Origin of the sequence: Roseomonas sp. HF4 (assembly GCF_005222755.1) — a bacterium.
GTDB lineage: Bacteria > Pseudomonadota > Alphaproteobacteria > Acetobacterales > Acetobacteraceae > Neoroseomonas.
On sequence record NZ_STGD01000007.1, the window covers coordinates 95,051 to 119,733 of the forward strand.

The 24,683-nt window shown below is 74.3% G+C and carries 25 protein-coding genes; 12 read left to right on the plus strand and 13 right to left on the minus strand.

Going from position 1 to position 24,683, the window contains the following annotated elements; all coding sequences use genetic code 11:
• Nucleotides 1-20: 20 nt before the first annotated feature.
• The 5 genes from E8M80_RS12560 to E8M80_RS12580 are packed head-to-tail and all read right to left on the minus strand — an operon-like array spanning nucleotide 21 to nucleotide 4,630.
• Nucleotides 21-971 (minus strand): SMP-30/gluconolactonase/LRE family protein, encoded by a 951-nt coding sequence (locus tag E8M80_RS12560; RefSeq protein WP_137126043.1) that lies wholly within the window; start codon nucleotides 969-971, stop codon nucleotides 21-23.
• A 44-nt stretch (nucleotides 972-1,015) separates the two neighbouring features.
• Complete coding sequence (locus E8M80_RS12565; protein ID WP_137126044.1) at nucleotides 1,016-1,906, minus strand: BMP family ABC transporter substrate-binding protein; 891 nt, start codon at nucleotides 1,904-1,906, stop codon at nucleotides 1,016-1,018.
• On the minus strand, nucleotides 1,903-2,877 hold the full coding sequence (locus E8M80_RS12570) for a tripartite tricarboxylate transporter substrate binding protein (protein ID WP_137126045.1): 975 nt from the start codon (nucleotides 2,875-2,877) through the stop codon (nucleotides 1,903-1,905). Before E8M80_RS12570 ends, E8M80_RS12565 begins: the two co-directional genes overlap by 4 nt.
• A gap of 50 nt (nucleotides 2,878-2,927) precedes the next feature.
• Nucleotides 2,928-4,106 (minus strand): cupin domain-containing protein, encoded by a 1,179-nt coding sequence (locus E8M80_RS12575; RefSeq protein ID WP_137126046.1) that lies wholly within the window; start codon nucleotides 4,104-4,106, stop codon nucleotides 2,928-2,930.
• A gap of 17 nt (nucleotides 4,107-4,123) precedes the next feature.
• Nucleotides 4,124-4,630: a hypothetical protein gene (locus tag E8M80_RS12580; RefSeq protein ID WP_137126047.1), complete on the minus strand. Its 507-nt coding sequence runs from the start codon at nucleotides 4,628-4,630 to the stop codon at nucleotides 4,124-4,126.
• A 219-nt stretch (nucleotides 4,631-4,849) separates the two neighbouring features.
• On the opposite strand from E8M80_RS12580, the gene E8M80_RS12585 reads away from it, so the two are divergent.
• The 5 genes from E8M80_RS12585 (at nucleotide 4,850) to E8M80_RS26285 (ending at nucleotide 9,659) form a co-directional block, all read left to right on the plus strand.
• The gene (locus E8M80_RS12585) at nucleotides 4,850-5,740 is read left to right on the plus strand and encodes a PhzF family phenazine biosynthesis protein (protein WP_137126048.1); all 891 of its coding nucleotides are present in this window, start codon (nucleotides 4,850-4,852) and stop codon (nucleotides 5,738-5,740) included.
• A 67-nt stretch (nucleotides 5,741-5,807) separates the two neighbouring features.
• Nucleotides 5,808-7,145: a FliI/YscN family ATPase gene (locus E8M80_RS12590; protein ID WP_137126049.1), complete on the plus strand. Its 1,338-nt coding sequence runs from the start codon at nucleotides 5,808-5,810 to the stop codon at nucleotides 7,143-7,145.
• A 208-nt stretch (nucleotides 7,146-7,353) separates the two neighbouring features.
• Nucleotides 7,354-8,256 (plus strand): hydroxymethylglutaryl-CoA lyase, encoded by a 903-nt coding sequence (locus tag E8M80_RS12595; protein ID WP_137126050.1) that lies wholly within the window; start codon nucleotides 7,354-7,356, stop codon nucleotides 8,254-8,256.
• A gap of 53 nt (nucleotides 8,257-8,309) precedes the next feature.
• Entirely contained in the window at nucleotides 8,310-9,209 is a 900-nt protein-coding gene (locus E8M80_RS12600; RefSeq protein ID WP_137126051.1) for a S1C family serine protease, read from the plus strand.
• A gap of 264 nt (nucleotides 9,210-9,473) precedes the next feature.
• Nucleotides 9,474-9,659: a peptide chain release factor 1 gene (locus tag E8M80_RS26285; protein ID WP_206035625.1), complete on the plus strand. Its 186-nt coding sequence runs from the start codon at nucleotides 9,474-9,476 to the stop codon at nucleotides 9,657-9,659.
• Here E8M80_RS26285 and E8M80_RS12610 read toward each other — a convergent pair.
• The 8 genes from E8M80_RS12610 to E8M80_RS12645 all read right to left on the minus strand — a co-directional run bounded on the left by E8M80_RS12610 (nucleotide 9,616) and on the right by E8M80_RS12645 (nucleotide 15,926).
• Complete coding sequence (locus E8M80_RS12610) at nucleotides 9,616-10,518, minus strand: DUF6683 family protein (RefSeq protein ID WP_137126052.1); 903 nt, start codon at nucleotides 10,516-10,518, stop codon at nucleotides 9,616-9,618. The two genes, E8M80_RS26285 and E8M80_RS12610, sit on opposite strands and share 44 nt — an antisense overlap.
• A 128-nt stretch (nucleotides 10,519-10,646) precedes the next feature.
• Complete coding sequence (locus tag E8M80_RS12615) at nucleotides 10,647-11,243, minus strand: malonic semialdehyde reductase (RefSeq protein ID WP_137126053.1); 597 nt, start codon at nucleotides 11,241-11,243, stop codon at nucleotides 10,647-10,649.
• Between the two features lie 216 nt (nucleotides 11,244-11,459).
• On the minus strand, nucleotides 11,460-12,029 hold the full coding sequence (locus tag E8M80_RS12620; RefSeq protein WP_137126054.1) for a NifU family protein: 570 nt from the start codon (nucleotides 12,027-12,029) through the stop codon (nucleotides 11,460-11,462).
• Between the two features lie 68 nt (nucleotides 12,030-12,097).
• Nucleotides 12,098-13,327 (minus strand): RNA polymerase sigma factor, encoded by a 1,230-nt coding sequence (locus E8M80_RS12625; RefSeq protein ID WP_137126055.1) that lies wholly within the window; start codon nucleotides 13,325-13,327, stop codon nucleotides 12,098-12,100.
• Nucleotides 13,324-13,686, minus strand: a complete 363-nt coding sequence (locus E8M80_RS12630) for a YciI family protein (protein ID WP_137126056.1) — start codon at nucleotides 13,684-13,686, stop codon at nucleotides 13,324-13,326. The genes E8M80_RS12625 and E8M80_RS12630 overlap by 4 nt, the downstream gene beginning before the upstream one ends.
• 95 nt (nucleotides 13,687-13,781) lie before the next feature.
• The gene (locus E8M80_RS12635; RefSeq protein ID WP_137126057.1) at nucleotides 13,782-14,552 is read right to left on the minus strand and encodes a GNAT family N-acetyltransferase; all 771 of its coding nucleotides are present in this window, start codon (nucleotides 14,550-14,552) and stop codon (nucleotides 13,782-13,784) included.
• A complete protein-coding gene (locus E8M80_RS12640; RefSeq protein WP_137126058.1) occupies nucleotides 14,549-15,493 on the minus strand; it encodes a tripartite tricarboxylate transporter substrate binding protein in 945 nt (314 codons plus the stop codon). Before E8M80_RS12640 ends, E8M80_RS12635 begins: the two co-directional genes overlap by 4 nt.
• Before the next feature lie 166 nt (nucleotides 15,494-15,659).
• Nucleotides 15,660-15,926, minus strand: coding sequence for a hypothetical protein (locus E8M80_RS12645; protein ID WP_137126059.1), 267 nt, complete (start codon nucleotides 15,924-15,926; stop codon nucleotides 15,660-15,662).
• 212 nt (nucleotides 15,927-16,138) lie between these two features.
• On the opposite strand from E8M80_RS12645, the gene E8M80_RS12650 reads away from it, so the two are divergent.
• The 7 genes from E8M80_RS12650 to E8M80_RS12680 are packed head-to-tail and all read left to right on the plus strand — an operon-like array spanning nucleotide 16,139 to nucleotide 24,623.
• Nucleotides 16,139-17,215 carry an HlyD family secretion protein gene (locus tag E8M80_RS12650; protein ID WP_137126060.1) on the plus strand — a complete coding sequence of 359 codons (1,077 nt, stop codon included), beginning with the start codon at nucleotides 16,139-16,141 and terminating at the stop codon, nucleotides 17,213-17,215.
• Nucleotides 17,212-19,932, plus strand: coding sequence for a ribosome-associated ATPase/putative transporter RbbA (rbbA, locus tag E8M80_RS12655; RefSeq protein WP_137126061.1), 2,721 nt, complete (start codon nucleotides 17,212-17,214; stop codon nucleotides 19,930-19,932). Before E8M80_RS12650 ends, rbbA begins: the two co-directional genes overlap by 4 nt.
• A 2-nt stretch (nucleotides 19,933-19,934) precedes the next feature.
• Entirely contained in the window at nucleotides 19,935-21,056 is a 1,122-nt protein-coding gene (locus tag E8M80_RS12660; RefSeq protein WP_137126062.1) for an ABC transporter permease, read from the plus strand.
• 46 nt (nucleotides 21,057-21,102) lie between these two features.
• A complete protein-coding gene (locus E8M80_RS12665) occupies nucleotides 21,103-21,852 on the plus strand; it encodes an arylmalonate decarboxylase (protein WP_137126063.1) in 750 nt (249 codons plus the stop codon).
• A 52-nt stretch (nucleotides 21,853-21,904) separates the two neighbouring features.
• Nucleotides 21,905-22,789 carry a polysaccharide deacetylase family protein gene (locus tag E8M80_RS12670; protein ID WP_137126064.1) on the plus strand — a complete coding sequence of 295 codons (885 nt, stop codon included), beginning with the start codon at nucleotides 21,905-21,907 and terminating at the stop codon, nucleotides 22,787-22,789.
• Nucleotides 22,786-23,337: a TRAP transporter small permease subunit gene (locus E8M80_RS12675; RefSeq protein WP_137126065.1), complete on the plus strand. Its 552-nt coding sequence runs from the start codon at nucleotides 22,786-22,788 to the stop codon at nucleotides 23,335-23,337. The genes E8M80_RS12670 and E8M80_RS12675 overlap by 4 nt, the downstream gene beginning before the upstream one ends.
• Nucleotides 23,334-24,623 (plus strand): TRAP transporter large permease, encoded by a 1,290-nt coding sequence (locus E8M80_RS12680; protein WP_137126066.1) that lies wholly within the window; start codon nucleotides 23,334-23,336, stop codon nucleotides 24,621-24,623. Before E8M80_RS12675 ends, E8M80_RS12680 begins: the two co-directional genes overlap by 4 nt.
• The last annotated feature ends 60 nt before the right edge of the window (nucleotides 24,624-24,683 follow it).

Below are 24,683 nucleotides of genomic sequence, written 5' to 3' on the forward strand. Positions count from 1 at the left end.
GGCGTCCCCTCCGGGGCGTCTCAGCCGCCCGCCACCCCCTGCGTATTGACATACAGGCTGTACAGCGACTGCGCCGCCGCCATGAACAGCCGGTTGCGGTGCCGCCCGCCGAAGGCGACGTTGGCGCAGCGTTCCGGCAGGTGGATGTGCCCGATCGGCGCGCCGGCGGCGTTGAACACGCGCACGCCGTCGAAGGCCGGCGTCATGCCCCAGCCGCACCAGAGGTTCCCGTCCAGGTCCACGCGGAAGCCGTCCGGCGTCTCGCCGGGCCGGCAGGCGATGAAGGTGCGTCGGTTGCGCAAGCCGGCGCCGTCGACGTCGTAGGCCAGGATGTTGCGCGGCTCCGCCCGGCTCTCGACGACATAGAGGATGCGCTCGTCCGGGCTGAAGGCGAGGCCGTTCGGATGGTCGATGTCGTCGGCGACCAGCGTCACCTCGCCGCTCTGCCCGTCGACGCGATAGACGTTGGTGTGCGGCAGTTCGGGCGCCTGCTTCTCGCCCTCGTAGAAGGCCATCAGGCCGAAGGGCGGGTCGGTGAACCAGACCGAGCCGTCGGACTTCACGACCACGTCGTTCGGGCTGTTCAGCCGCTTGCCCTGGAAGTGGCTCGCCAGCACGGTGATCGAGCCGTCGTATTCGAAGCGCACCACGCGCCGCCCGCCATGCTCGCAGGCGACGATGCGCCCCTGACGGTCGCGCGTGTGGCCGTTCGCGTTGTTGGAGGGCTTGCGCCAGGCGCTGACGGCGCCGGTCTCCTCGTCCCACTTCAGGACGCGGTTGTTCGGGATGTCGGACCAGAGCAGGCAGCGCGCATCGCCGAGCCAGACCGGCCCCTCGCCCCAGCGCGTGCCGTGGTACAGCCGCTCCACGGCCGAGAGCGCCAGGTGATACCGCTTGAACGAAGGGTCGAGCGCCACGATGGCGGGGTCTGGGTAGCGCAGGCTCGGCTGCCAGCGCGGGTCGTCGGTCATGCGGCTTTCCTCCGGTCGGTTGCCGGCAGGATAGGCGCAGGCGCTCAGGGCGCGAAGGAGGGACCGTCGTAATGCTCGGGCACGGCAATGCGGCCGCCGGCGATCTCCGCCGCCAGCGCCCCGCAGCGCGCGGCCAGCGCCGGCGGCACGTCGGGCGCGAGCGCGAGGCGCACCGCCTGCGGCGTCTCGAGCCCGATGCGCGCATCGGTGAAGGCATCGGCGAGGTGCGCCCGGATCGCCGCCTCGATGCACCAGCCATTGTCGGCGACGGCGCTGGCGAGGAAGACCGGGTCCTCGGTCGTCCAGTCGTGCACATTGCCGATGGCCCGCGCGCCGTGGCGCCGCAGCGCCGCCATGGCGCCCGGGCGGCCGCCGTCCAGCATGGCGAATTGCAGCGCGGCGCCGGCGGCGCATTGCGCGTCCGTCCAGCGGTCCGCCAGCGCCGGGTCGTGCTGGTTGCCGCAGAAGCCGGTCAGGAAACGCGTGCCCGGCGCGGCATGCGCCAGGCCCGCGGCGAAGGCCGCGCGTCCGCGGAGCCCGGGCGGCACCGGCTCGCCCGAGAGATGCGCGACCGGCCGCCCCTCCGCCCACCAGCCCGCCAGCGCGCCGGCCAGGAAGGCGGACTGTTCCTGCAGCACCTCGAAGCAGGCGATGTTCGGTCCCGCGATCCGTCCCTGGGTCACGGCGAAGCGCGTGCCCGGCGCTTCCGGCGCCATGGCGGCGACCGGCGCCTCCCCCTGGCCGCCATGGGCGATGACGAGGGCGGCGCCGCGCGCGGCGTCCCGCACCGCCTCGGCGCGGCGCGCCGGGTCCGGGCACCAGACGGTCTCCGCCGCAACGCCGAGCCGCGCCGCGGCCCGCGCCAGCCCCGCGACACCGGCTGCGTTGAAGGCGCCGGCGCCAGGGCTGCCGAAGAAGACGGCGCGGATCGTCACCGCGCGGTGATGCCGAGCGCGCGGACCATGCCGCCGATCTCGCGCACGTCCTCGGCCACGAAGGCGTTGAACTCGGCGCGCGTCATCGGGCGCTGGCGGATGCCGTACTGGTCCATCCGTTCGCGCAGCGCCGGCGTTCCCAGCGCCGCCACCGTCTCGGCGTGCAGGCGGTCCGCAATCTCGGCCGGCAGACCCGTGGGGCCCGAGAGGCCGAGCCAGTTCTCGATCAGCAGCGCTGGCAGGCCAGCCTCGGCGGTGGTGGGCACGTCGGGCGCCATGGGTTCGCGCGCGCGGGCGGTCACGGCGAAGGCGCGCAGCCGCCCCTCGCGGATGTGGTCCACGTTCTGCGGCAGCGTGTCGAAGGCGATCGGGATGTTGCCCGCCAGCAGGTCCGCCTGCATGGGGGAGGAGCCGCGATAGGGCACATGCGTCAGCGCCGCGCCGGCCTGGCGCTCGAACATGGTGCCGGCGATGTGCGCGACGGACCCCGCGCCGGAGGAGCCGAAGCCCGGCGGGCTGGACTGCGCCTTCACCCAGGCGACGAGGCCCGCGAGGTCTGTCGCCGGCACCAGCGCGCGGTTCGCCACCACCACCAGCGGCGTGGCGCCGAGATAGGCGATGTGCGTGAAGCCCGCGACCGGGTCGTAGGCCACGTTCGGGTAGGTCGGCGGGCCGGAGGTGATGGGCGCGGTGTTCGACAGCATGAGCGTGTAGCCGTCGGCCGGCTGCTGCGCGACATGCGCGGCGCCGAGCGTGCCGCCGGCGCCGGGCCGGTTGTCCACCACGACGCGCTGGTTCAGCCGCGCGGTCAGCGCCTCGGCCAGCACGCGGGCGACGATGTCGGAGGACCCGCCGGGCGGGAAGACGACGACGATGCGGATCGGCCGCGACGGCCAGGCCTGCGCCGCGGCGGTCTGCGCGAATCCCAGGCAGGCGAGTACCGCGATCAGCGGCAGGATGATGCGGCGCATGGCAGTTCCTCGAAGACGCGGGGCTCCGCTATGCAATCCAGGTGCCGTGGTCAGGCGGGCTCGAGCAGCCCGGCCTTGGCCAGCCGCCGGCAGAATTCCAGCGCGCCGTCGCCGAGCGCCTCCGGCGCCGCGCCGTCCTCCAGCGCCTGCACCCAGGCGATTTCCCGGTCGCCGAGGTCCTCCTCCCCGCCATACCAGCGCAGCTGGGCGCCGCCTTCGGGCAGCGGCAGCAGGACATGGTGCATCGCCTCGGACAGCCGCAGCCGGTCGGCGGCGCCGGGCGGCGGCGTATGGAGCGCGCGGCCGGGCATCGGCATGCGGAAGCGGACCAGGCGGTCGAGCGCCGCCATCGCCAGCCGGTCCGCCACGTCCGGCCGCGCCAGCGCGCCGAGCGCCGCCGCCAGCCGCCCGCGCACCGCGTCGATGCCGTCAGGGTCGGCCAGGCGCCAGGTCGGCAGCGCCGCGCGCAACGCGGGTTCCTCGGCCTCAAGCGTGGCGAGCAGGTCGCGCAGCATCTCGCCCATGCCGGGCTCCATGAAGCCCACGGTGATGTGCAGCGACGGTTCGGCGCCGGCCTGCACCATCGCCTCGTGCATCACGCCGCGCGGCAGATAGAGGCTGTCGCCGGGGGACAGCACCAGGTCGTGCGGCTCGCCCTCGGGCGATGCCTTGCCGTGCCAGGGCGTGTGGCGGGTCGGCGCGGCGTAGGGGATGGCGTCCCACACCCGCCACGCCTTGCTGCCCGAGACCTGCAGCACCAGCACGTCGTGCGTGTCGAAATGGACGCGGAAGCCCTGCGCGCCGGGCGGCGTCAGGTAGATGTTGGCCTGCACGCCGTGCAGGAAGGCCTTCTCGAGCCCGCGGCAGAAGCGCGCCAGCGGCGGGTGGATCTCCTGGAACTGGGAGACGACGAGGCTCGCCCCCGCATCGTGGCGGGCCAGCAGGCGCGGCAGGTCGACGCGCTCGGAGTCGGGTTCCAGGAAGTCGTCCTGCGGCACCGCGGCGCTGCCCGTGCGTGCGCCGTCGGCCATCGACACGCGCGGCGCGCGTGCCGCATCGGTGCGCAGGAAGGCGTCGAGGTCGGCCACCGAGAGCAGGTGCGCGTAGCGGCCCGGATCGTTGCCGGGGAAGGCGCGCCAGGCGGTGCCCTCGCGCAGCGCCATGCCGTCCTCGAGGGACATCGAGCCGAAGGCGAGCGCCCAGGCTTCCTGCGCGAGCGTGGCTGTCATCGCGGGTCCGGGGCTGCTCAGCGCCAGCCGCGTCCGCGGCCCGCCGCGTCGCTCGGGTCGCTGTCGGTGACATTGCGCGGGCGGTAGCCGCCGCCGCGGCCGTAGCCCGCCGGGTCGTTCGGGTCGCCGTCGTTGAGCCCGGTGCGCTGGCGACCGCGATTGCCGCCGCGCCCATAGCCCGAGGGGTCGTTCGGGTCGCCGTCGTTGATGCCGGTATAGGCCCGGCCGCGATTGCCGCCGCGGCCATAGCCGGCCGGGTCGTTCGGGTCGCCGTCGTTGATGCCGGTGCGCGGCCGCCCGCGATATCCGCCACGGCCATAGCCCGGCGCATCGCTGGGGTCGGAATCGGACAGGCCGGTGCGGTACTGCACCGGGGTCGGCTCGATCGCCGCGGCGGGCGCCGCCGTCGTGGCGGCGGCCGCGCCGACCGCGAGGTTGAGGATGAGCAGCCGCCGCCCGAGCGCGGGCCGCGTCTCGCTGGCTGGCGTGGTGGCGTCGGCGGCGTCCCGCGTCGTGTCGGTCATGGCCTGTGCGTCTCCTCCGTCCTGCGACGTCGTTGCGAGCCGCGACGATCTTCGGCCCATGGGCGCATGATCGGCAAGTGCGGGTTCACGAAGGGCGAACGCGGCGTGCGCCGCCTCACGTCGTGGCCCGCGCCGCGACGTGGCGCTCGCGCCGCCGCGCGCGGCGTGCTTTCAGTTCACGGCGGCCGGCGCGGGCCGCGGCAGGGGAGCCGACGTGACATGCGGGCATTCCGCTTCGTGACCGTGGACGTGTTCACCGAACGTCGCTTCGGCGGCAATCCGCTTGCGGTCTTCCCCGATGCGCGCGGCCTGAGCGGCGTCGAGATGCAGGCGCTCGCGGCCGAGTTCAACCTGAGCGAGACGACCTTCGTCCTGCCGCCCGACGGCCCGCACAACAGCGCGCGCGTCCGCATCTTCAACCGCACGGAGGAGATGCCCTTCGCGGGCCACCCCAATGTCGGCACCGCCTTCGTGCTCGGCCGGGAGGACGAGGAAGCGCCGCGTGCCTACCGCTTCGAGGAACCCGCCGGCCTCGTGGAGGTGACGCTGGAACGCGACGCGGGCGGGCGGGTGGTCGGCGCCGATGTCGCGGCGCCGCAGCCGCTCTCGCTCGGGGTCCCGGTCGCGGCCGCGACCGTCGCCGCCTGCGCCGGCCTGCCCGAGGCCGCGGTGCTGCAGGGCGTGCATCCGCCGCGGGAGGCTTCGGTCGGCAACCCCTTCGTGATCGCCGAGGTGGCGCCCGAGGCGCTGTCGCAGGCCGCCCCGGACCTCGCCGCCTTCCAGCGCGCGAGGGCTGAGCACCCCGGGATGGGCGGCCGCTTCGCGCTCTACCTCCATGCCAGGGGGGAGGGCGCGATGCTGCGCGCGCGCATGTTCGCGCCGCTGTCCGGCACATGGGAGGACGCGGCGACCGGCAGCGCGGCCTCCACGCTCGCCGCGCTGCTGCTCTCGGCCGGCGGCGGGGCGGAGGGGCGCTGGCAGGTCAGCCAGGGGGTCGAGATGGGGCGGGCGAGCGTGCTCGCGATTTCCGCCCGGCGGCTGGCGGACGGCATCCGCGCCACCGTGGGCGGGCGCTGCGTGCCGGTGCTGCGGGGGGAGGCGGTGCTGTAGCCATCGCGGCGCGCGGCCGCCGGTGTCGTTAACCGCGGCGCCATGCCGGTGGCGCCATGCTTCGGGCATGCTGCCCGACTTCGCCGCCACCGCCGCCGCCCTCGACCTCCTCCCGCGGGAGGCGGTGCACGGCACTGTCACGGGCCTCGGTGGCCTGTCCGTCACGCTGGAGGGGTTCGGACCCCTCGCCGCGATCGGCGACCGGCTGCGGCTCGAGCCGCCGGGCGCCGCGCCGGTCCTGGCCGAGATCGCCGCCTTTCGCGACGGCCGGGCGGAGGCGATCGCCCTCGGCCCGCTGGCGGGGCTCTCGGCCGGGGCGCGGGCGGTGCTGCTGCCGCGCCCGGCGCTGGCGGTCTCCGACGCCTGGCTCGGCCGCGTGCTCGACCCGATGGGCGCGCCGATGGATGGCGGCCCGCCGCCCGCCCCGGGCGCCCGGCCGCGCGCCACGCATGCCCCGGCCCCGGCCGCGGGCAGCCGGGCCAGGCTCGGCCCGCGCCTCGCGCTCGGCGTGCGCGCGCTCGACCTCTTTGCCCCGGTGCGGCAGGGGCAGCGGCTCGGGCTTTTCGCCGCCTCGGGCGTCGGCAAGTCCACGCTGCTGGCGATGCTCGCCGGCGGCGTGGCGGCCGATGTCATCGTCTTCGCGCTGGTGGGCGAACGCGGGCGGGAACTGCGCGAATTCATCGAGGATGACCTCGGCCCCGCGGGGCTGGCGCGCTCGGTCGTGATCTGCGCGACCTCGGATGCCGCCGCGCCGGTGCGGCGGGAAGCGGCCTATGCCGCGATGACGGTGGCCGAACACTTCCGCGACCAGGGCCGGCAGGTGCTGCTGCTGGTGGACAGCGTGACGCGCTTCGCCCTCGCGCTGCGGGAGATCGGCCTCGCCGTGCGCGAGCCGCCGGCGACGCGCGGCTTCCCGCCCTCGGTCTTCACCGAATTGCCGCGGCTGCTGGAACGCGCGGGGCCCGGCCCGGACGGCTGCGCGGGCAGCGTGACCGGGCTGTTCACCGTGCTGGTGGAGGGCGACGAGCACGACGAGCCGGTGGCGGACGCCGTGCGCGGCATCCTCGACGGCCATGTCGTGCTCGACCGCCGCATCGCCGAGGGCGGGCGCTACCCGCCGGTCGACGTGCTGCGCTCCCTCAGCCGCACCGCGCCCGCCGTGCTCGACCCGCATGAACGCCCCCTGGTGGCCGAGGCGCGCCGGCTGCTCGCGACCTATGCCGAGGTGAAGGACCTGGTGCGCCTCGGCGCCTACCGGCCCGGCCATGATGCGGAGGCGGACGCCGCCGTGCGCGCCGCCCCCGTGATCGAGCAGGTGCTGGCGCAGGCGAAGGGGGAGGCGAGCGACCCGGACCAGGCCTTCGCGGCGCTCGCGGCGGCGCTGCCCGCGCGCGACGCGGACTGACAGCCGCGCCGGCGCCGGGCGGAGCGTTGCCGGAACCCGAGCCGCGGAACCAGCGCGTTTTTCGTATGAGCGGCATCGGCCCGCACCGCCGCCCGGCCACCCATCCAGGATACCGTCATTGGGTTGCCGGGTCGGGGTGCGGGCCGGTGCCGATACCGCCGGAGCGGAAAACGCTCTAAACCCATCCGCCAGCACCGCGGAGATTCCCATGCCCGAGACCGCCATCATCAGCGAGGTCGCGCCCCGCGACGGCATCCAGTCCATCACCGGCGCGCCGGTCTCGACCGAGGCGAAGATCGCCCTGATCCGTGCCTGCTACGACGCCGGGCTGCGGCGCATGGAGGTCGGCTCCTTCGTCTCGCCCAAGGCCATTCCGCAGATGGCCGGGACCGAGGCGGTGCTGGCCGCGTGCAAGCAGATGCCGGGCCTCGAATCCACGGTGCTGGTGCCGAACCGGCGCGGCTTCGAGACCGCCATCGCGCATGGCGCCGACCGCCTCGGCTTCTTCATGTCGGCGACGGCCGGGCACAACAAGGCGAACCTGAACCGCACGCGGGAGGAAAGCTTCGCCGAACTGGCCGCGCTGGTGCGCGACACGCCGGCCGGCACGCTGATCCGCTTCAACCTGTCCTGCGTCTTCCACTGCCCCTTCGACGGCGTGGTGCCGGAGGCCGAGGCGCTCGACTGGGTGGAGCGCATCGTGGCGCTGAACCCGGAGATGGAGATCGCGCTCGCCGACACCACCGGCAACGCCAGCCCCGACCAGGTGAACCGCGTCTTCCGCCACGCGATAGGTGCCTGGGGCCATCGTTTCGCCTTCCACGGCCACGACACCTACGGCATGGGCGTGGCGAATGTTGCCGCCGCCTGGGACGCCGGCTGCCGCGTCTTCGACAGCGCCGCCGGCGGCATCGGCGGCTGCCCCTTCGCGCCCGGCGCGACGGGCAACGTGGCGACCGAGGACCTGGCCTGGATGTTCCGCCGCATGGGGGTCGCGACCGGCATCGACTGGAACCGCCTGCTCGTGGCCGCCGACATGGCCGCCGCCATCCCCGGCGCGGTGCCAGGCGGGCGGATGCGCGCCGTGCCGGCGGCGCGGCAGGCCGCGTGAGGGCCGCCGCACCCTTCCCCGGGCGGCGCCTCGACCCAATCTGCCCTGTCACGATGCGCTTCGCCCTGCCGTTCCTCCTGCTCCTGCTCCCTGCCTGTGCCGAGGAGGTCGAGCCGCCCGTGGCCGCCCCGGCGGCGGTGCCGGACGGCACCCTCGTGACGGATTACGGCGGCGGCCCCGCGCCGGTCGCGCGCTACCTGCGCCTGCCGGACGGCCGGGCCGTGCGCGTGGAGGACGCCCCGGCCCCGCCGGCCGAGCCCGCCGACCCCGTCGCCCGCGGCCCCGAGGTGGAGGAGGCCGCGCCCCCGCCGGCCGCCCGCCGCCGCGGCGGCCGCGCCATCGGCACCGGGACCGCCTTCGCCGTCACGCAGGCAGGTTTGGCCGTCACGAATGCCCATGTCGTTTCCGGCTGTTCGCAGGTGGTGGACGAGCAGGGACGCGCGGTTCGCGTCGTCGCCGCCGACCGCGTGCGCGACCTCGCGCTGATCGACACCGGCCGGCCCTTCGCCTCCGTGGTGCGGTTCCGGCCCCAGGCGGCGGTGGACCTGGGGGAGACGGTGCTGGTGTTCGGCTACCCCTACGGCCAGGCGCTCGGCACCGGGCTCAACGTGACCAACGGCATCGTGACCGGGCTGGCGGGGCCGGGCGGCGATTCGTCCCGCTTCCAGATGAACGCCGCCGTGCAGCCCGGCAATTCGGGTGGGCCGGCGGTGGACGATGCGGGGCAGTTGCTCGGCGTCGCGGTCGGGCGGCTGAACGACATTGCCGTGCTGCGCGCGACCGGCAGCCTGCCGCAGGGCATCAACTTCGCCATCCGGGCGGCGGAGGTCGAGCGCTTCCTGGCCGCGCAGGGCGTGGCGCCGGCCCGCGGCCGCACCGGGGCGGGAACGGGCGCGCGGGCTGTCTCGGCGGCGGTGGCGCCGGCGGTGTTCCAGATCCTCTGCCGGGGCTGACGCCCAGCGGACGAAGTTCAGACCTGCGGCCCCAAGAGCCGAGTGCCCGGACGGGTGCCGCGACCTGTGCCGCGCAGCCAGGCCGCGTGGATGCGCGGCGCGTCGTGCCGAAGGCGTGCCTTGGGCACGACGCGTTCGACGGGGACGAATGTGGCACCCTCGTCCGCCCGGTATGCCGCGCGCCATGCCGCCGCCACGGACGCGGCCCTATTCCGGCGCTTTCCAAGGCCATGCTTCCCGTCGTTGGAAGCCCGGATGGCGCAGATGACGGATCACGAAGCCGAACCGCGGATGGCCGAACTGGATCGGCTGCTGAACGACCCCGGCGTGCGGCTCGACCCGCATCGGGTCTGGGCGCTGCTGGCGGAACTCCGCCTGCTGGTCCATGCCGCCGCGGCGGCCCAGGTCAGCGCGGCTGGAAGCCTGCCGGCGTCAGGGCGAAGCGCCTGAGGTCTATGCCCTGGTACTGCGCCACGGCCGCGGCCACCTCCTGACGGAAGGCCACCAGGCCCGATCCGCCTGCCGCCTGCAGGTCGTGCGCCCGCGCGGCGACCGCCATGGCATGGAAGGCCAGCGTCTCCGCCGTCGCCTGGCGCTCGGGCTCGGTCATGCGGGCGAGCGCGGGATTGCCGGCCAGCATGCCGCGCGCCTGGCCGCGCACGGCGGCGATGCCCGCCGGCTCGCCCGTCGCGTCGCCGCCCGTCGCGACCTCCCAGGCGACCAGGTAGAAGGCGCCGATCACGTCGGCGAGGTCGCGGCTGTCGTAGCCATGCTGCGCGAGCAGGCGGTCGAATTCCCGCCAGGGCGCGCCGGACTCGACCGCCTGGCGGAGCGCCGCCGGATCGGGGCTGTCGGGCAGCGCCGCGGCCAGGACCTGCGCGCGCACCCGGGCCGAGACCGCCGGATCTGCCTGGAACGCCGTCGGGCTGCGGGCGGGCGGCGCGGCAGGGCGGCCGGCCGCACCCGCCGCGGCGCCGAGCGGCGCCGGCTTGCCGGTCATGGCTGGCACCGCCGGGGCACCCGCCGCGGCCGGCTTCACATGGGGCAGGGGCTGCGACTGCGGCGCCGAGGGCATGGCGGTGGCGGCCGGGGCCGGCATCGGCTGCGGGCTGACCGTCGCGCCGCCGGCCGGGCCGGGGAACAGCCGCAGCCCGGCTCCGATCGCCGCCGCGCCATCGCCGCCGAGCGCCGCCGCGCCGAAGGGCATCACGGCGGGCCTTGCCTCGCCCGCATCCTTCTGCGCCAGCGCCGCGCCGGGCGCGGCGAGCACGGCGAGCAACGCTGCCTGCGGTAGGGAAAGCCGTGCCATGGTCGCGTCACCCTCGCTGCCACCCCGATGCGCCAAACATCGGCGGCAAGGCGTGCGAGTCAAGCGCGGCGTGCGCCGGGCCCTGAAGCATTTCCGGGGCGCCGTCGCCCGGCGCCCCGGGGCAGCGGTCACTCGAAGCGGGCTGCCTCGTCGATGTCGAGACGCGGGCTGCGCGGGAACAGGCCCGCCGGATCGCCATAGCCGAGGTTGACCAGGAAGTTCGTCTTCCAGTTCGTGCCCTGGAGGAAGGCGTCGTCCACCTTGGCGGCGTCGAAGCCGCTCATCGGCCCGGCATCGAGACCGACCGCGCGCGCTGCGAGGATCAGGTAGGCGCCCTGCAGGGAACCGTTGCGGAAGGCGGTCTGCTCCGCGAAGTAGGACGAGCCGGTGAACCAGTTCTTGGCATCCGGCGCATGCGGGAACAGCACGGACAGCTTGTCGTAGAAATGCAGGTCGTGCGCGACGATCACCGTCACCGGCGCCTTCATGGTCTTCTCGAGGTTGCCGGCGGACAGCGCGGGCTTCAGCTTCGCCTTGCCCTCGGGCGTGCGGACGAAGATGAAGCGCGCGGGGGAGGCGTTGGCGCTGGTCGGCGCCATCTTCAGCAGGTCGTACATCTCCCGCAGCTTGTCGTCGGGCACGGGACGGTCGGTCCAGGCATTGGCGGTGCGCGCCTCGCGGAACAGCTGGTCGAGGGCGGCGTCGTCGATCGTCTCGTGCGGCATGTCATGGTCCTGCGCGGTGGGAGGGAGATGGAGCGGCATATGGCGCCCGGTCGCGAAGGCGCCATGGCGGCGGTCGAATGGCCACGATCAGGGATTGGAATGATGCGCCGCGCCGGACGGCGCGCGCGGGCGCGGCGCACGCGCGATGCGGGCCACCCGGCCCGCATCCTGCCCGCCCTGCCGCGGCGCCTGTCCGGCCGCGGCGGCGCCGTGCCGTCAGGCCTCGACCTGCTCGACCGCCACGACTTCCGGCACGTAGTGCCGCAGCATGTTCTCGACCCCGTGCTTCAGCGTGGCGCGGGAGGACGGGCATCCCGAGCAGGCGCCCTGCATGCGCAGCTTCACGATGCCGTCGCGGAAGCCGCGGAACACGATGTCGCCGCCGTCGCCGGCCACCGCCGGGCGCACGCGGGTGTCGAGCAGTTCCTTGATCTGCGCCACGACCTCCTGGTCGGCCGGCTCGAAATCCTCGCCGTGCTCGCCCTCGGCCTCACCGGCCTCCATGACCGGCATGCCGGTCAGGTAGTGCTCCATGATGGCGCCGAGCACGCGCGGGCGGAGCATCGCCCAGTCGGCCTCGTCGGCCTTCGTCACGGTGACGAAGTCTGAGCCGAGGAAGACGCGCGCGACCTCGCCCACCTGGAAGACCCGCTCGGCCAGGGCTGAGCGCCCGGCGGCCTCGGCTGCGGTGGTGAAGTCGGCCGTGCCGCGCGCGCCGAGCACGTCGCGGCCGGGCAGGAACTTCAGCGTGGCGGGGTTGGGCGTGGCTTCGGTTTCGATGAACATGGCGGCATTCCGCGATTGGGTCTGATACCCGACCTATGTGGTCCGGATTGCCGCCGGGCGCAACCGGCTCAGCCCGGCAAGGCGGCCCGGCGCGCCTGCAGGAAGGCGCGCTCCCCGGGCTCGGAGGTGAGGCCGATGGCACGGTCGTAGGCCTCCCGCGCCTCCGCCGCGCGGCCGAGCCGCGCCAACAGGTGCGCGCGCACCGCCCAGAGGGGCTGCCAGGCGGGCGGCGCCTCCCCCGCCGCGGCGTCGAGCAGCGCGAGCCCTTCCGCCGCGCCGCGCGCCTCCGCGACCGCCGCCGCGCGGCCGAGCAGCGCGCCGGCCGAGGGCGCGACCCGGAGCAGCAGATCGTAGAGCGCCACGATCGCCGCCCAGGGCGTGCCGCCCATGACGCCGCGCGCGGCATGCGCGGACTGGATCGCGGCCTCGACCTGGAAGCGCCCGGCGCGCCCGGCCCGCGCCGCGGCGGCGAGATGCGTCTCGGCCTCCGCCGCCAGGGCGGCGTCCCAGGCGCCGGGGTCTTGTTCGGTCAGCGGGACCAGATGCCCGGCTGCGTCCCGCCGGGCCGCGCGGCGCGCCTCGCAATGCAGGATCAGCGCCGCCAGGCCGCGCGCCTCCGGCTCCTCCGGCAGCAGGGCGGCGAGCAGGCGCGCCAGGTGCAGCGCCTCCTGGGCCAGCCCCGTCAGGCGCCGGTCCACGCCGGCCATGTCCGGCCAGGCGCTGCCATAGGCGGCGTAGACGGCGTCCAACACGGCACCGAGGCGCGGCGCCCAGTCCTCGAGCCCCGGCACCTCGAAGCGGAGGCCGCGGTCGCGGATCCGCGCCTTGGCGCGCGTCAGGCGCTGGCCCATCGCGGCCGGGGAGACCAGGAAGGCGCCGGCGATCCGCGCCGCATCCAGCCCGAGCACCGCCTGCAGCATCAGCGGCGCCCGGAGCGCGGGCTCGATCTCGGGATGCGCGCAGACGAACATCAGGCCGAGCCGTTCGTCCGGCATGTCCGGCGCGTCGCGCGCCGCCTCGTCCGCCAGCATCGCGAGCGCGCTCACGGCGGCGGCCTGGACGCCGGAATGGCGCGCGCGGCGCCCGATGTGGCGCCGCGCCACCGTGAGCAGCCAGGCCTCGGGCGCGTCCGGCACGCCGCGCGCCGGCCAGGTTTCCAGCGCGGCGCGCAGCGCCTCGGCCAGCGCGTCCTCGGCGGCCGCGATGTCGCGCGTGCGGCGCGCCAGCCAGGCGACGAGCCGTCCGTACTGCGTGCGCGCGACGGCTTCCGCCGCCGCGCGCGCCGCGGCATCGCTCATTCCCGGGGTGGCGGCGGCAGGACCGGGCGGAGCTCGACCGCGCCCCCCGGGAAGACCGGGCAGCGCGACGCCCAGTCGAGCGCGGTGTCGAGGTCCGGCACCTCCAACACGAAGTACCCGCCGAGCTGTTCGCGCGTGTCGGCATAGGGCCCGTCCTGCACCTGGCGGCCATCGGCGCCGATGCGCAGCGTCGTGGCGGCCGAGGGCAGTTCGAGCCCGTTGCCGCCGACCATCAGGCCCGACTGCGCGACGGCGGCGGCATAGGCGGTCCAGGCGCCCCAGTAGGCGGGGGCCTCGGCGGGATCGTTGCGGCGCGCGGCGGCGGCGGGCGGCTCGTAGATCAGCACGCAGACCTGCATGGGTCGGCTCCTTGGTGCCGGGCGGACCCATCTCCGCCCTGTCACCCTGAGCCCCGAGCCTGCCCGATTCCGACAGGCGCGCCGGAAAAATCGCGTCAGCCGAAGCGCAGCGGCTGCGTGGCGCCGGCCGGCGCGAAATAGCGGTACCGGTACGCCTCGGTCATGCCGAGCCCGGCATTCAGCGCGAGTGAGGCCGCATTGGCCGCCGCCACCTGGCAGAACAGCCAGTCCGCCCCCTGCCCGGCTGCCCAGTGCGCGGCGGCGCGGACGGTACGGGCGGCGAGGCCCCGGCGCCGGTGCTCCGGCCGCACGGCGAGGTCGAAGAAGCCGGCGATCGGGCCCGCCGCGACGACCGAGACGACCGCGGCAGGAACGCCTGCGTCATGCAGCGTGATCCAGGCGCCAGGGACCATGAGCAGGTCGGGCGTCGCCTCCTTCTCGCGTCGCCGGGCGGGGGTCTGGTGCTCGGCGGTCGCGGTCACGGCCATCCAGTCCGCATCCGGCGCGGGCAGCGCGCGGGCGGCCGCGTCGGGCACAGCGAGGGCGCCGAGGGGGGCGATCAGGATGACCGTCTCGTCCTTCTCGACATGGCCGCGCGCGGCGAGGTGCTCCGCCAGGCCCGGCGGGTCGAGCGGCGTGGCGCGGAAGCGCGGCGGCAGGCCGAGCGCGGCATAGAACGCCTCGATCCGCAGGACGCGCTCCGCGAGGCCCGCATCCGGCGCGGGGTCGAGGCAGGAGGCCGCGTTGGCGCGCCCCGTGCCGCCGGCATGGGCACGCACCACGAAGGCGCCATCGAAGGCGACGCGCGGCGCCGGCACCGCGGTGAGCGTCGCGCGCTCGAGCGCGAGGACGTCCGGCGGCGTCACGGCTGCAGGCCGAGCCGCCCGATCAGCATCTCCTCCGCGCGCGCCTGTTGCGCGAGGAAGGCGCCATAGGCGGCGCCGTCGCGGTAGTCCTCGGTCATGTCGTGCTCCGCCAGCACGGCGCGGAAGGCCTCGGTCGCCATGGCGGCGCGGAAGGCGTCGTGCAGGGCGGCGCCCGTGGCGGCCGGCAGGCCGGGGGGGGCGACGATGCCGAAGGGCGCCGTCACGGTCAGCCGGTATCCAAGCTCGCGCAGCGTGGGCGCCGCGGGCCAGCGCGCCAGCCGCGTCGCGGTCCAGACATGAAGCCATTCCGCCTGGCCGGCCTCGACCAGCGCGCCGATCCGGATGGGGCCGGCCGTCACCTCGACGTCGCCGGCGGCCAGCGCCTGGACGGCGAGCGCGGCGCCCCGGAACGGCACGTGCACGGCCCGAACCCCCTCGCGCAGCAGCAGGCGCGCCATGGTCAGGTGCCCGGTCGAGTTCAACCCGGCGCTGCCGTAGGAGAGCGTGCCCGGCTTCTCCCGCGCTTCCGCCAGGAACCCGGCCCAGCCGCCGGGAAAGCGCCCGGCCGCCGCGATCGCGCCGAAGGCGCCGCCCGCCACGCCGAGGATGGGCGTGACGTCCCGCGGCACCTCGAAGGGCAGTTGCGCCAGCAGCGCCATGCGCAGCGCCGCGACCGGCAGCTGCGCGATCAGCCGCCCGTCCGGTGGCGCGGAGGCGAGGCCGGCGATGGCGCGGACGCCGTGGCGCCCGGGCAGGTTCTCGACCTCGATCGGCCGCCCGAGGTGCCGAGAGGCCGCCTCGGCCAGCACGCGCATCACCTCGTCGTTCGTGCCGCCGGCGGCGAAGGGGACGACGAGGCGGACCTTGTCCTGCGTCGCGGTGGCGAGCGCGGGCAAGGGCAGCGCCAGCGCGCCGAGCAGGGCGGCGCGGCGCGTGGCCACGGTCGTTTCGCGGGCAGGGCCCGCCGGATTCCTCACCTCGAGGACCTCGTGTGCTCGGCGGCCGGCGGCCGCCCGGTCGATTGACGGCAACCCCATGCCACGGTGGCGGGCGATGCCGCCATCGTGATCGCACGGCCACCGCCCCGGCGGAAGATGCCGCTTGCGGCTACCAGGGCCGCGCGTGCCGGCGTTCATCGTGCCGGCGCCAGCCGCCGTCGCGGCGTTCGTCGTGCCAGCCATGGCCGCGATGGCGCCAGTCCCGCCGGTCGTAGCGCGGCGGCGCGAAGCGGTACGGGTGGTGCCAGGCCGGCGCGGGCTGCCAGCCCTGCCCGTAGCCGTATCCGGGGGCAGGCCGGTGCCAGTCGCCGGCCGCGGCGGGCGCGGCGGCAAGGGCCGTGAGCAGCAGCAGGGCGGTGGCGGTCCAGCGGCGCATGGCGGTGTCTCCTCTCCAGCCCGCACAGGACAGCGCGCGCGCAAGGCGGCGCGACGGCGCAAGCATGGCGGCGCGGCGGCGCGGCGTGACGCGACGTGACGGGCGCCGCGCCGTGCTGCACCGCGGTGAATTCTTGCGCTCGCGCAAGGTCCCGCCGTGCCGCGGCGCCTAATCAACCCGGAGCAGTCCCACCAGGCCGGATGCATCCCGTGATGTCCTTCCGCATCTCCGTCCGGGCCGTGCTTCTCGTGGCGCTGGCCCTTGCCGCCGCCGCGGTGGCCTATCTCGCCTGGCAGGCAACGCGGCCGGCGCCGCTGCCGGCCGGCATCGCGCGCGGCAACGGCCGCATCGAGGCGGTCGAGATCGACATCGCCGCCAAGGTCCCCGGCCGGATCGCGGCGGTGCTGGTGGAGGAGGGCGAGTTGGTGGCCGAGGGGCAGGTGCTCGCCCGGATGGACACCGCCGTGCTCGAGGCGCAGCTGCGCGAGGCCGAGGCGCAGCTCCGTCGCGCGCTGATCGGCATCGACACCGCGCGCAGCCAGGTCGTGCAGCGCGAAGCCGAGAAGACGGCGGCGGAGGCCGTCGTTGCGCAGCGCGAGGCGCAGCGCGACGCGGCGCGCCGGCGCCTCGCGCGGACCGAGGAACTGGCCGCCCGCGGCAATGCGCCGCTGCAGACCCTGGACGACGACCGCGCCGGCTTCGAGGGCATGCGCGCCGCGCACAGCGCCGCCCTGGCGCAGGTCGCGGCGGCCGAGGCGGCGGCCGGCGCGGCGCGCGGGCAGGTCGTGGCGGCCGAGGCGGCGGCCGAGGCGGCGCGCGCGACGATCCAGCGCATCCAGGCGGACATCGACGACAGCGCGCTGCGCGCGCCGCGCGCCGGGCGCGTGCAGTACCGTGTGGCGCAGCCGGGGGAGGTCGTGGCGGCCGGCGGGCGCGTGCTCAACCTCGTCGACCTCGCCGACGTCTACATGACCTTCTTCCTGCCCACGGCGGATGCCGGGCGGCTGGCGCTCGGCGCCGAGGCGCGGCTCGTGCTCGACGCCGCGCCGGACTTCGTCATCCCGGCACGCATCTCCTTCGTCGCCGACGTCGCGCAGTTCACGCCACGCACGGTCGAGACCGCGGAGGAACGGCTCAAGCTGATGTTCCGCATCCGCGCACGGGTCAGCCCCGAGCTGCTCCGGGACTACGTCCACCGCGTCAAGACCGGCCTGCCGGGCGTCGCCTATGTTCGGGTGGACGCCGCGGTGCCCTGGCCCCCGCATCTCGCGGTGCGGCTGCCGCCATGACGGCGCCGGTCGCGCGGCTCGCGGGCGTCGGCCTCCGCTACGGGCGCACCGTCGCGCTCGATGCGGTCGACCTCGACCTGCCGGCCGGCTGCATGGCGGGGCTGATCGGGCCGGACGGGGTCGGCAAGTCGAGCCTGCTGGCGCTGGTCGCCGGCGCGCGGGCGGTGCAGGCGGGGCGGGTCGAGGTGCTGGGCGGCGACATGGCCGATGCCCGCCACCGCACCGCCATCGGCCCGCGCATCGCCTACATGCCGCAGGGGCTCGGGCGGAATCTCTACCCGACGCTCTCGGTGTTCGAGAACATCGACTTCTTCGGCCGCCTCTTTGGCCATGCCCGTGCGGAGCGCGAGCGCCGCATCGGCCAGCTGGTCGAGAGCACCGGCCTCGCGCCCTTCGCGGACCGGCCCGCGGCGAAGCTGTCGGGCGGCATGCGGCAGAAGCTCAGCCTCTGCTGCGCGCTGATCCACGACCCGGACCTGCTTGTCCTCGACGAGCCGACGACCGGCGTCGATCCGCTGTCGCGCCGCCAGTTCTGGGACCTGGTCGGCCGCATCCGCGCCGGTAGGCCGGGCATGAGCGTCCTGGTCGCCACCGCCTACATGGAGGAGGCGGCGCGCTTCGACTGGCTCGCTGCCATGGATGCGGGCCGCGTGCTGGCCGCAGGCACGCCGGCCGAGTTGCTGGCGCGGAGCGGCACGGCCTCGCTCGAGGCCGCCTTCATCGCGCTGCTGCCGGCGGCGCGACGGGCCGGCCACCGTGCGGTCGAGATCCCGCCCCGTGCGCCCGATGCGGATGGCGAGGCGGCGATCGAGGCGCGCGGCCTGACCATGCGCTTCGGCGACTTCACCGCCGTGGACCGGGTCAGCTTCCGCATCGGCCGCGGCGAGATCTTCGGCTTCCTCGGCTCTAACGGCTGCGGCAAGACGACGACGATGAAGATGCTGACCGGCCTGCTGCCCGCCAGCGAGGGGCAGGCCTGGCTGTTCGGCCGCGCGGTCGATGCGCGCGACATCGAGACCCGGCGGCGCGTCGGCTACATGTCGCAGGGCTTCTCGCTCTATGGCGAGCTGACGGTGCGGCAGAACCTCGCGCTGCATGCGCGGCTCTTTGGCCTGCCGCGGGACGAGATCCCGGCGCGGATCGCCATGATGGCGGATCGCTTCGACCTCGCGGGCATCATGGACGCCCTGCCGGGCGCACTGCCGCTCGGGCAGCGCCAGCGGCTCTCACTCGCGGTCGCGATGATCCACGGGCCCGAGATGCTGATCCTCGACGAGCCGACCTCGGGCGTCGACCCGGTGGCGCGCGACGCCTTCTGGCGCATCCTGATCGAACTCGCGCGCCGCGACCGCGTGACGATCTTCATCTCCACCCACCTGATGCACGAGGCGGAGCGCTGCGACCGCGTCTCCCTCATGCATGCCGGGCGCGTGCTGGTGAGCGGCGCGCCGGCAGCGCTGGCGGCCGAGCGCGGCGTCGCGACGCTCGAGGAAGCCTTCATCGGCTGGCTCGAGGACGCCACCGGCGCCGGCCCGGGCGCAGGCGCGGCGCAGGCGACGCCGTCCGTACCATCCGCCGCCACACCGCGCCGCCGCCGCTTCGACCCGCGGCGCATGGCGACCTATTCGTGGCGGGAGGCGCTGGAACTGCGCCGCGACCCGATCCGCGCGACGCTCGCCTTCGTCGGCACGGTGCTGCTGATGGTGATCATGGGCTACGGCATCACGATGGACGTGGAGGACATGACCTTCGCGGTGCTCGACCGCGACCGCACCTCCGCAAGCCGCGACTATGCGCTCGACATCGCGGGCTCGCGCTACTTCATCGAACGCCCGCCGATCGCCGATCATGACGAACTCGACCGGCGGATGCGGTCGGGGGAGGTGACGCTCGCGATCGAGATTCCGCCGGGCTTCGGGCGCGACCTGGCGCGCGGCCGGCCGGTGGAGGTGGGCGCCTGGATCGACGGCGCCATGCCGTCCCGCGCGCAGACCATCCGCGGCTACGTGCAGGGGATGCACGCGCATTGGCTGGAGCGCCGCGCCGCGCGGGGCCCTGGCGCACCGGCCCCCGCGTTCACGATCGAGACGCGCTTCCGCTACAACCCGGACCTGCGCAGCCTGGTGGCGATGGTGCCTGCCGTCATCCCGATCCTGCTGATGATGATCCCGGCCATGCTGACCGCGGTCAGCGTCGTGCGGGAGAAGGAGCTGGGCTCGATCGTCAACCTCTACGTCACGCCGGTGACGCGGCTGGAGTTCCTGCTCGGCAAGCAGCTGCCCTACGTCGCGATCGGGATGCTGAACTTCCTCCTGATGGCGGCGATCGCCGTTACGCTGTTCCGGGTTCCGCTGAAGGGGAGCTTCCCGACGCTGGCGGCGGCGACGCTGCTCTATCTCGGCGCCGCGACGGCGCTCGGGCTGCTCGCCTCGACCTTCCTGCGCAGCCAGGTCGCGGCGATCTTCGCGACCGCGGTGATGACCATCCTGCCCGCCGTGCAGTTCTCGGGTGTCATCGATCCGGTGGACACGCTGGAGGGCGTCGGCGCCTGGATCGGCCGTGTCTATCCCACGACCTACTACGTCATGGTCTCGCGCGGCACCTTCTCGAAGGCGCTCGGCTTCGCCGACCTCGGCTGGACGCTGCTGCCGCTGCTGCTGGCGGGGCCGGTCCTGATCGGCCTCAGCGCGGCATTGCTCCGCAAGCAGGAGCGCTGAGGATGCGCGCGACGAACATCCTGCACCTCGGCGTGAAGGAACTGCGCAGCCTCCTGCGCGACCCGATCATGCTGGTGCTGATCGTCTATTCCTTCACGATCGCCATCCACGCCGCCGCGACGGCGATGCCCGAGACGCTGAGCCGCGCCGCCATCGCGATCGTGGACGAGGACAGCTCGCCGGTTTCCTCGCGCATCGCCGGCGCCTTCTACCCGCCCTGGTTCCTGCCGCCGGCGTACATCACGCAGCAGGAGATGGACGCCCGGATGGATGCCGGGCGCGACACCTTCGCGCTCGACATCCCGCCGGATTTCCAGCGCGACCTGCTGGCCGGGCGCCGGCCCGCCATCCAGTTGAACGTTGATGCGACGCGGATGAGCCAGGCCTTCACCGGCAGCGGCTACATCCAGGCGATCGTGGCCGGCGAGGTCGCCGCCTTCCTGGGCGGCGGCCGAGCCGCGGAGGCGCCCCCGGCGGAGCTCGTCCTGCGCGCGCGCTACAACCCGCAGCTGGACACGGCCTGGCTCGGCGCGGTCATGGAGGTGGTCAACCACGTCACGCTGCTCTCGATCCTGCTTTCGGGCGCGGCGCTGATCCGCGAGCGCGAGCACGGCACGGTCGAGCACCTTCTCGCGATGCCCGTCACCCCCTTCGAGATCATGACTGCCAAGATCTGGTCCACCGGCCTCGTGGTGCTGGCGGCGACCGCGCTGGCCATGACGGTGGTGGTCCAGGGGGTGCTGCGGGTGCCGATCCAGGGGTCGCTCGGGCTGTTCCTGGCGGGCGCGGCGCTGCATGTCTTCGCGACCGCGTCGATGGGCATCTTCCTCGGCACCGTCGCGCGGACGATGCCGCAATTCGCGCTGCTGGTGATCCTGGTGCTGCTGCCGCTCGAGATGCTCTCGGGCGGCACCTCTCCGCGGGAGAGCATGCCCCATGCGGTGCAGGTGGTCATGCTGGCGGCGCCCACGACGCACTTCGTCATGCTGTCGCAGGGCGTGCTGTTCCGCGGCGCGGGGCTTGCCGTGGTGTGGCCGCAGCTGGTCGCCCTCGGCGCGATCGGCGCCGCGCTGTTCGGCTATGCCCTGGCGCGGTTCCGGTCCAGCATCGGCGCGATGGCCTAGCGGCGGCTGTGAGACGCCGCGGCGGCCGGGAACCCGGAGGACGGACATGACGGACACCCTCGGCTGGCGCAGGACCTTCGGCGTCATCGCGCCATCGACCAACACCTCCGTCCAGCCGGAATTCGACGCCATGCGGCCGCCGGGGGTGACCAACCACTTCTCCCGCATCCGCATCCCCAACATGGACATCCGAAGCGACGCCGACTTCGAGGCGCTGATGGACGCGATCCGCGGCACCATCATGGAGGCGGTCGACAGCGTGATGTCCGCCGACTGCGACTACCTCGTCATGGGCATGTCGGCCGAGACCTTCTGGGACGGGCTCGAAGGCAGCCTCGAACTGCAGCAGCGGATCGAGGCGCGCGCCGGGGTGGGGGTCGCGATGGGCTCGGACGCCTGCCAGGCGGCGCTGCGCGCGCTGGACCCGGGCATCCGGCGCATCGCCGTCATCACGCCGTACCAGCCGGTCGGCGACCGCCAGGTCGTGCGCTTCTTCACCGATTGCGGCTTCGAGGTTGCGGCGCTGAAGGGCCTGCGCTGCGAGAGCCCGGTCGCGATCGCGCGCGTGTCCGAGGAGACGCTGCGCGACACGATCAAGGAACTGGACGGGGAGGGCGTGCAGGCCATCGTTCAGGTCGGCACGAACCTCGCCATGGCGCGCGTCGCGGCGGTCGCCGAATTCTGGCTCGGCAAGCCGGTGCTCGCGATCAACACCGCGACCTATTGGTGGGCGCTGCGGCAGAACGGCATCCAGGACCGCGTGCAGGGCTTCGGGCGGCTGCCGGCCGAGCATTGACGCGGCCGCGAAAGCGCGGCCTCATGTCCGTACAAGCGGCCTTGGGGGGCGGATGGCGGGCTTCGAGTGGCCGGGCGGTGCGCGCCTGGCGCTGTCCATTGTCGTGAATGTCGAGGAAGGCGCCGAGATGTCGGTGCGCGACGGCGACAAGGGCCCCGAGCCCGTGGACGAGCTCGGCGTCGCGTTGAAGGCGCCGATCCGCAACTTCGGCAACGAGAGCAACTACGATTACGGCATCCGCGCCGGCGCGCCGCGCATCCTCGGCCTGCTGGACCGCCACGGCGTCCGCGCCACCTTCACCGCCGCCGCCGTCGCGCTGGAGCGCGCACCCGCCATCGCCGCGGCGATCCGCGAAGGCGGCCACGAGGCCTGCAGCCACGGCTGGCGCTGGATCCACCAGTTCCGCCTGGACGAGGCCGGCGAGCGCGACTTCGTCCGCAAGGCCGTGGACAGCATCCGCGCCACGACCGGCCAGCGCCCGGTCGGCTGGCTGTCGCGCTACCTGCATTCGCCGCGGCTGCGCACGACGCTCGCCGAGGAAGGCTTTCTCTACCACATGGACGACTACTCTGACGACGTGCCGCGCTGGGACGTGGTGGAGACCGCCGCCGGCCCGCGCGCCATCGTCGTCCTGCCCTACGCGATCGACAGCAACGACATGAAGATGTGGGTGGCCCCGTCCTACACGCCGCAGCACTGGCTCGACTACGCGGTCGCGACCTTCGACTGCCTGCACGCGGAAGGGGCGGAGGCGCCGCGGATGATGTCGCTCGGCCTGCATCTGCGCATCATCGGGCGTCCCGGTCGGATCTGGGCCTTCGAACGCTTCCTGCAGCATGCCGCCACGCGCGCAGGCGTCTGGACCGCGACTCGGGCGGAGATCGCGCGCGCCTTTGCCGCGCAGGTCGCGCCGCCCACGGAACCGGCGGCGGCGTGATCGCGCTGCTCGCCAGCGTGTCGCGCCTGCTGGCCCGGGTGGGCGGCGCGCTGATGGCGCTGGCGGCGCTGCTGATCGGGCTCGACGTCGTGCTTCGCAACGCCGCCAACGTTGCGCCGTTCCATTCCTTCGAGCTGTCGCGCTATGCCTTCGGGGCCTCGCTCGCGCTCGGCCTCGCCTTCGCGGTGACGGAACGCGCGCATATCCGGCTCGACATCCTCCACCGCCTGCTGCCGGGACGCGCGCATGGCGTGCTGGACGTGCTGGCGCTGGCCGCGCTGACGCCGGTCGCCGCCGCCTTCGCCTGGTATGCTTGGGACGTGACGCGGGAAAGCCTGCGCCTCGGCGCGGTCTCCAACACGCCGCTCGCGCTGCCGATGGTGGTGCCACAGTCGGTCTTCGCGCTCGGGCTCACGTGGTTCGGCTTCGTCGCGGGGATGAGCACGCTGGCCGCGCTCGTGGCGCTGCTGCGCGGCGACGCGGCGCAGGTGGACCGGATCGGTGGCATTCCCGGTCTTTCGGCCGAGGCCGGGGATCTCGGCCGATGACCGGGGTCGCCACCGCGCTTCTGCTGCTGCTGGTCGGCATCGGCATACCCATCGCCGCGGCGCTGTTCTACCTCGGGCTTGCGCTCGGGGAGCTCTATGCCTTCCTGCCGCCGCTGCCCTCGCTCGGCGACATCGCCTGGTCCACCTCGACCGAGTTCCTGTTCGTCTCCATCCCGCTCTTCATCCTGATGGGGGAGGTGCTGCTGCGCGCGGGCCTGGCCGAGGAGATGTACCGCGCGCTGGCGCCGCGCCTCGCGCGCGTGCCGGGCGGGCTGATGCACACCAACATCGCGTCCTGCGCGCTGTTCGCCGCGACCTCGGGCTCCTCGGTCGCGACGGCGGCGACGATCGGCACCATCGCCATGCCGAACATGGACCGCTTCGGCTATTCGCGGCCGCTGTTCCTGGGCTCGCTGGCGGCCGGGGGCACGCTCGGCATCCTGATCCCGCCGTCCATCAACATGATCATCTACGGCGTGCTGGCCGACGTATCCGTGGGGGACCTCTACCTCGCGGGCATCATCCCCGGGCTGATGATGGCGGGGCTGTTCATGGTGGCGGTCTGGGCCATCTGCCTCGTGCGGCCCGCCGCTGGCGGGCACGGCACCGAGGTGGAGCGGGCGCCCGGCGCCTGGCGCGGCCTCGTGATGGTCGCCGGGCTGTTCTTCCTGGTGGTCGGCTCGATCTATGCCGGCTTCGCGACGCCGACCGAGGCCGCGGCGCTCGGCGTGCTCGGCGCCTTCGCCCTTGCCGCGGCGCGCAGGCGGCTGAACGCCGGCGTCCTGATGGAAGCCTTCGAGGGCACGATGCGCACCACCTGCATGGTGATGCTGATCGTGCTGGCGGCGTATTTCCTGAACTTCGTGCTGACGAACATCGGGCTGACGCGCACGGTCGTCGCCTGGGTGCAGGGGCTCGACGTCCCGCCGGTCGTGGTCCTGGCGGCGGTGGTGGCGCTCTATTTCCTGCTCGGCTGCTTCATGGACACCCTGTCGCTGATGATCGCGACCACGCCCGTCGTCGTGCCGATCATGGTCGCGGTGGGCTACGACCCGCTGTGGTTCGGCATAGTCTTCATCATCCTCATCGAGGCCGCGCTGATCACGCCGCCCGTGGGCATGAACCTGTTCGTGGTGCAGGCGGCGCGCGGCGGCGGGCCGTTCCGGGACGTGGTGGTGGGCGCGCTGCCCTTCCTCGTCATCATGGTGGCGATGATCGTGCTGCTGGCCCTGGTGCCGGGACTGGCGCTCATGCTGCCGCAGGCCTTCAAGGGCGGCGGTGGATGAGGGGGGCCTTGCCCCGCTCACGCTCCCCCCGCCAAAGGCCGAAGGGCCTTTGGAAACCGG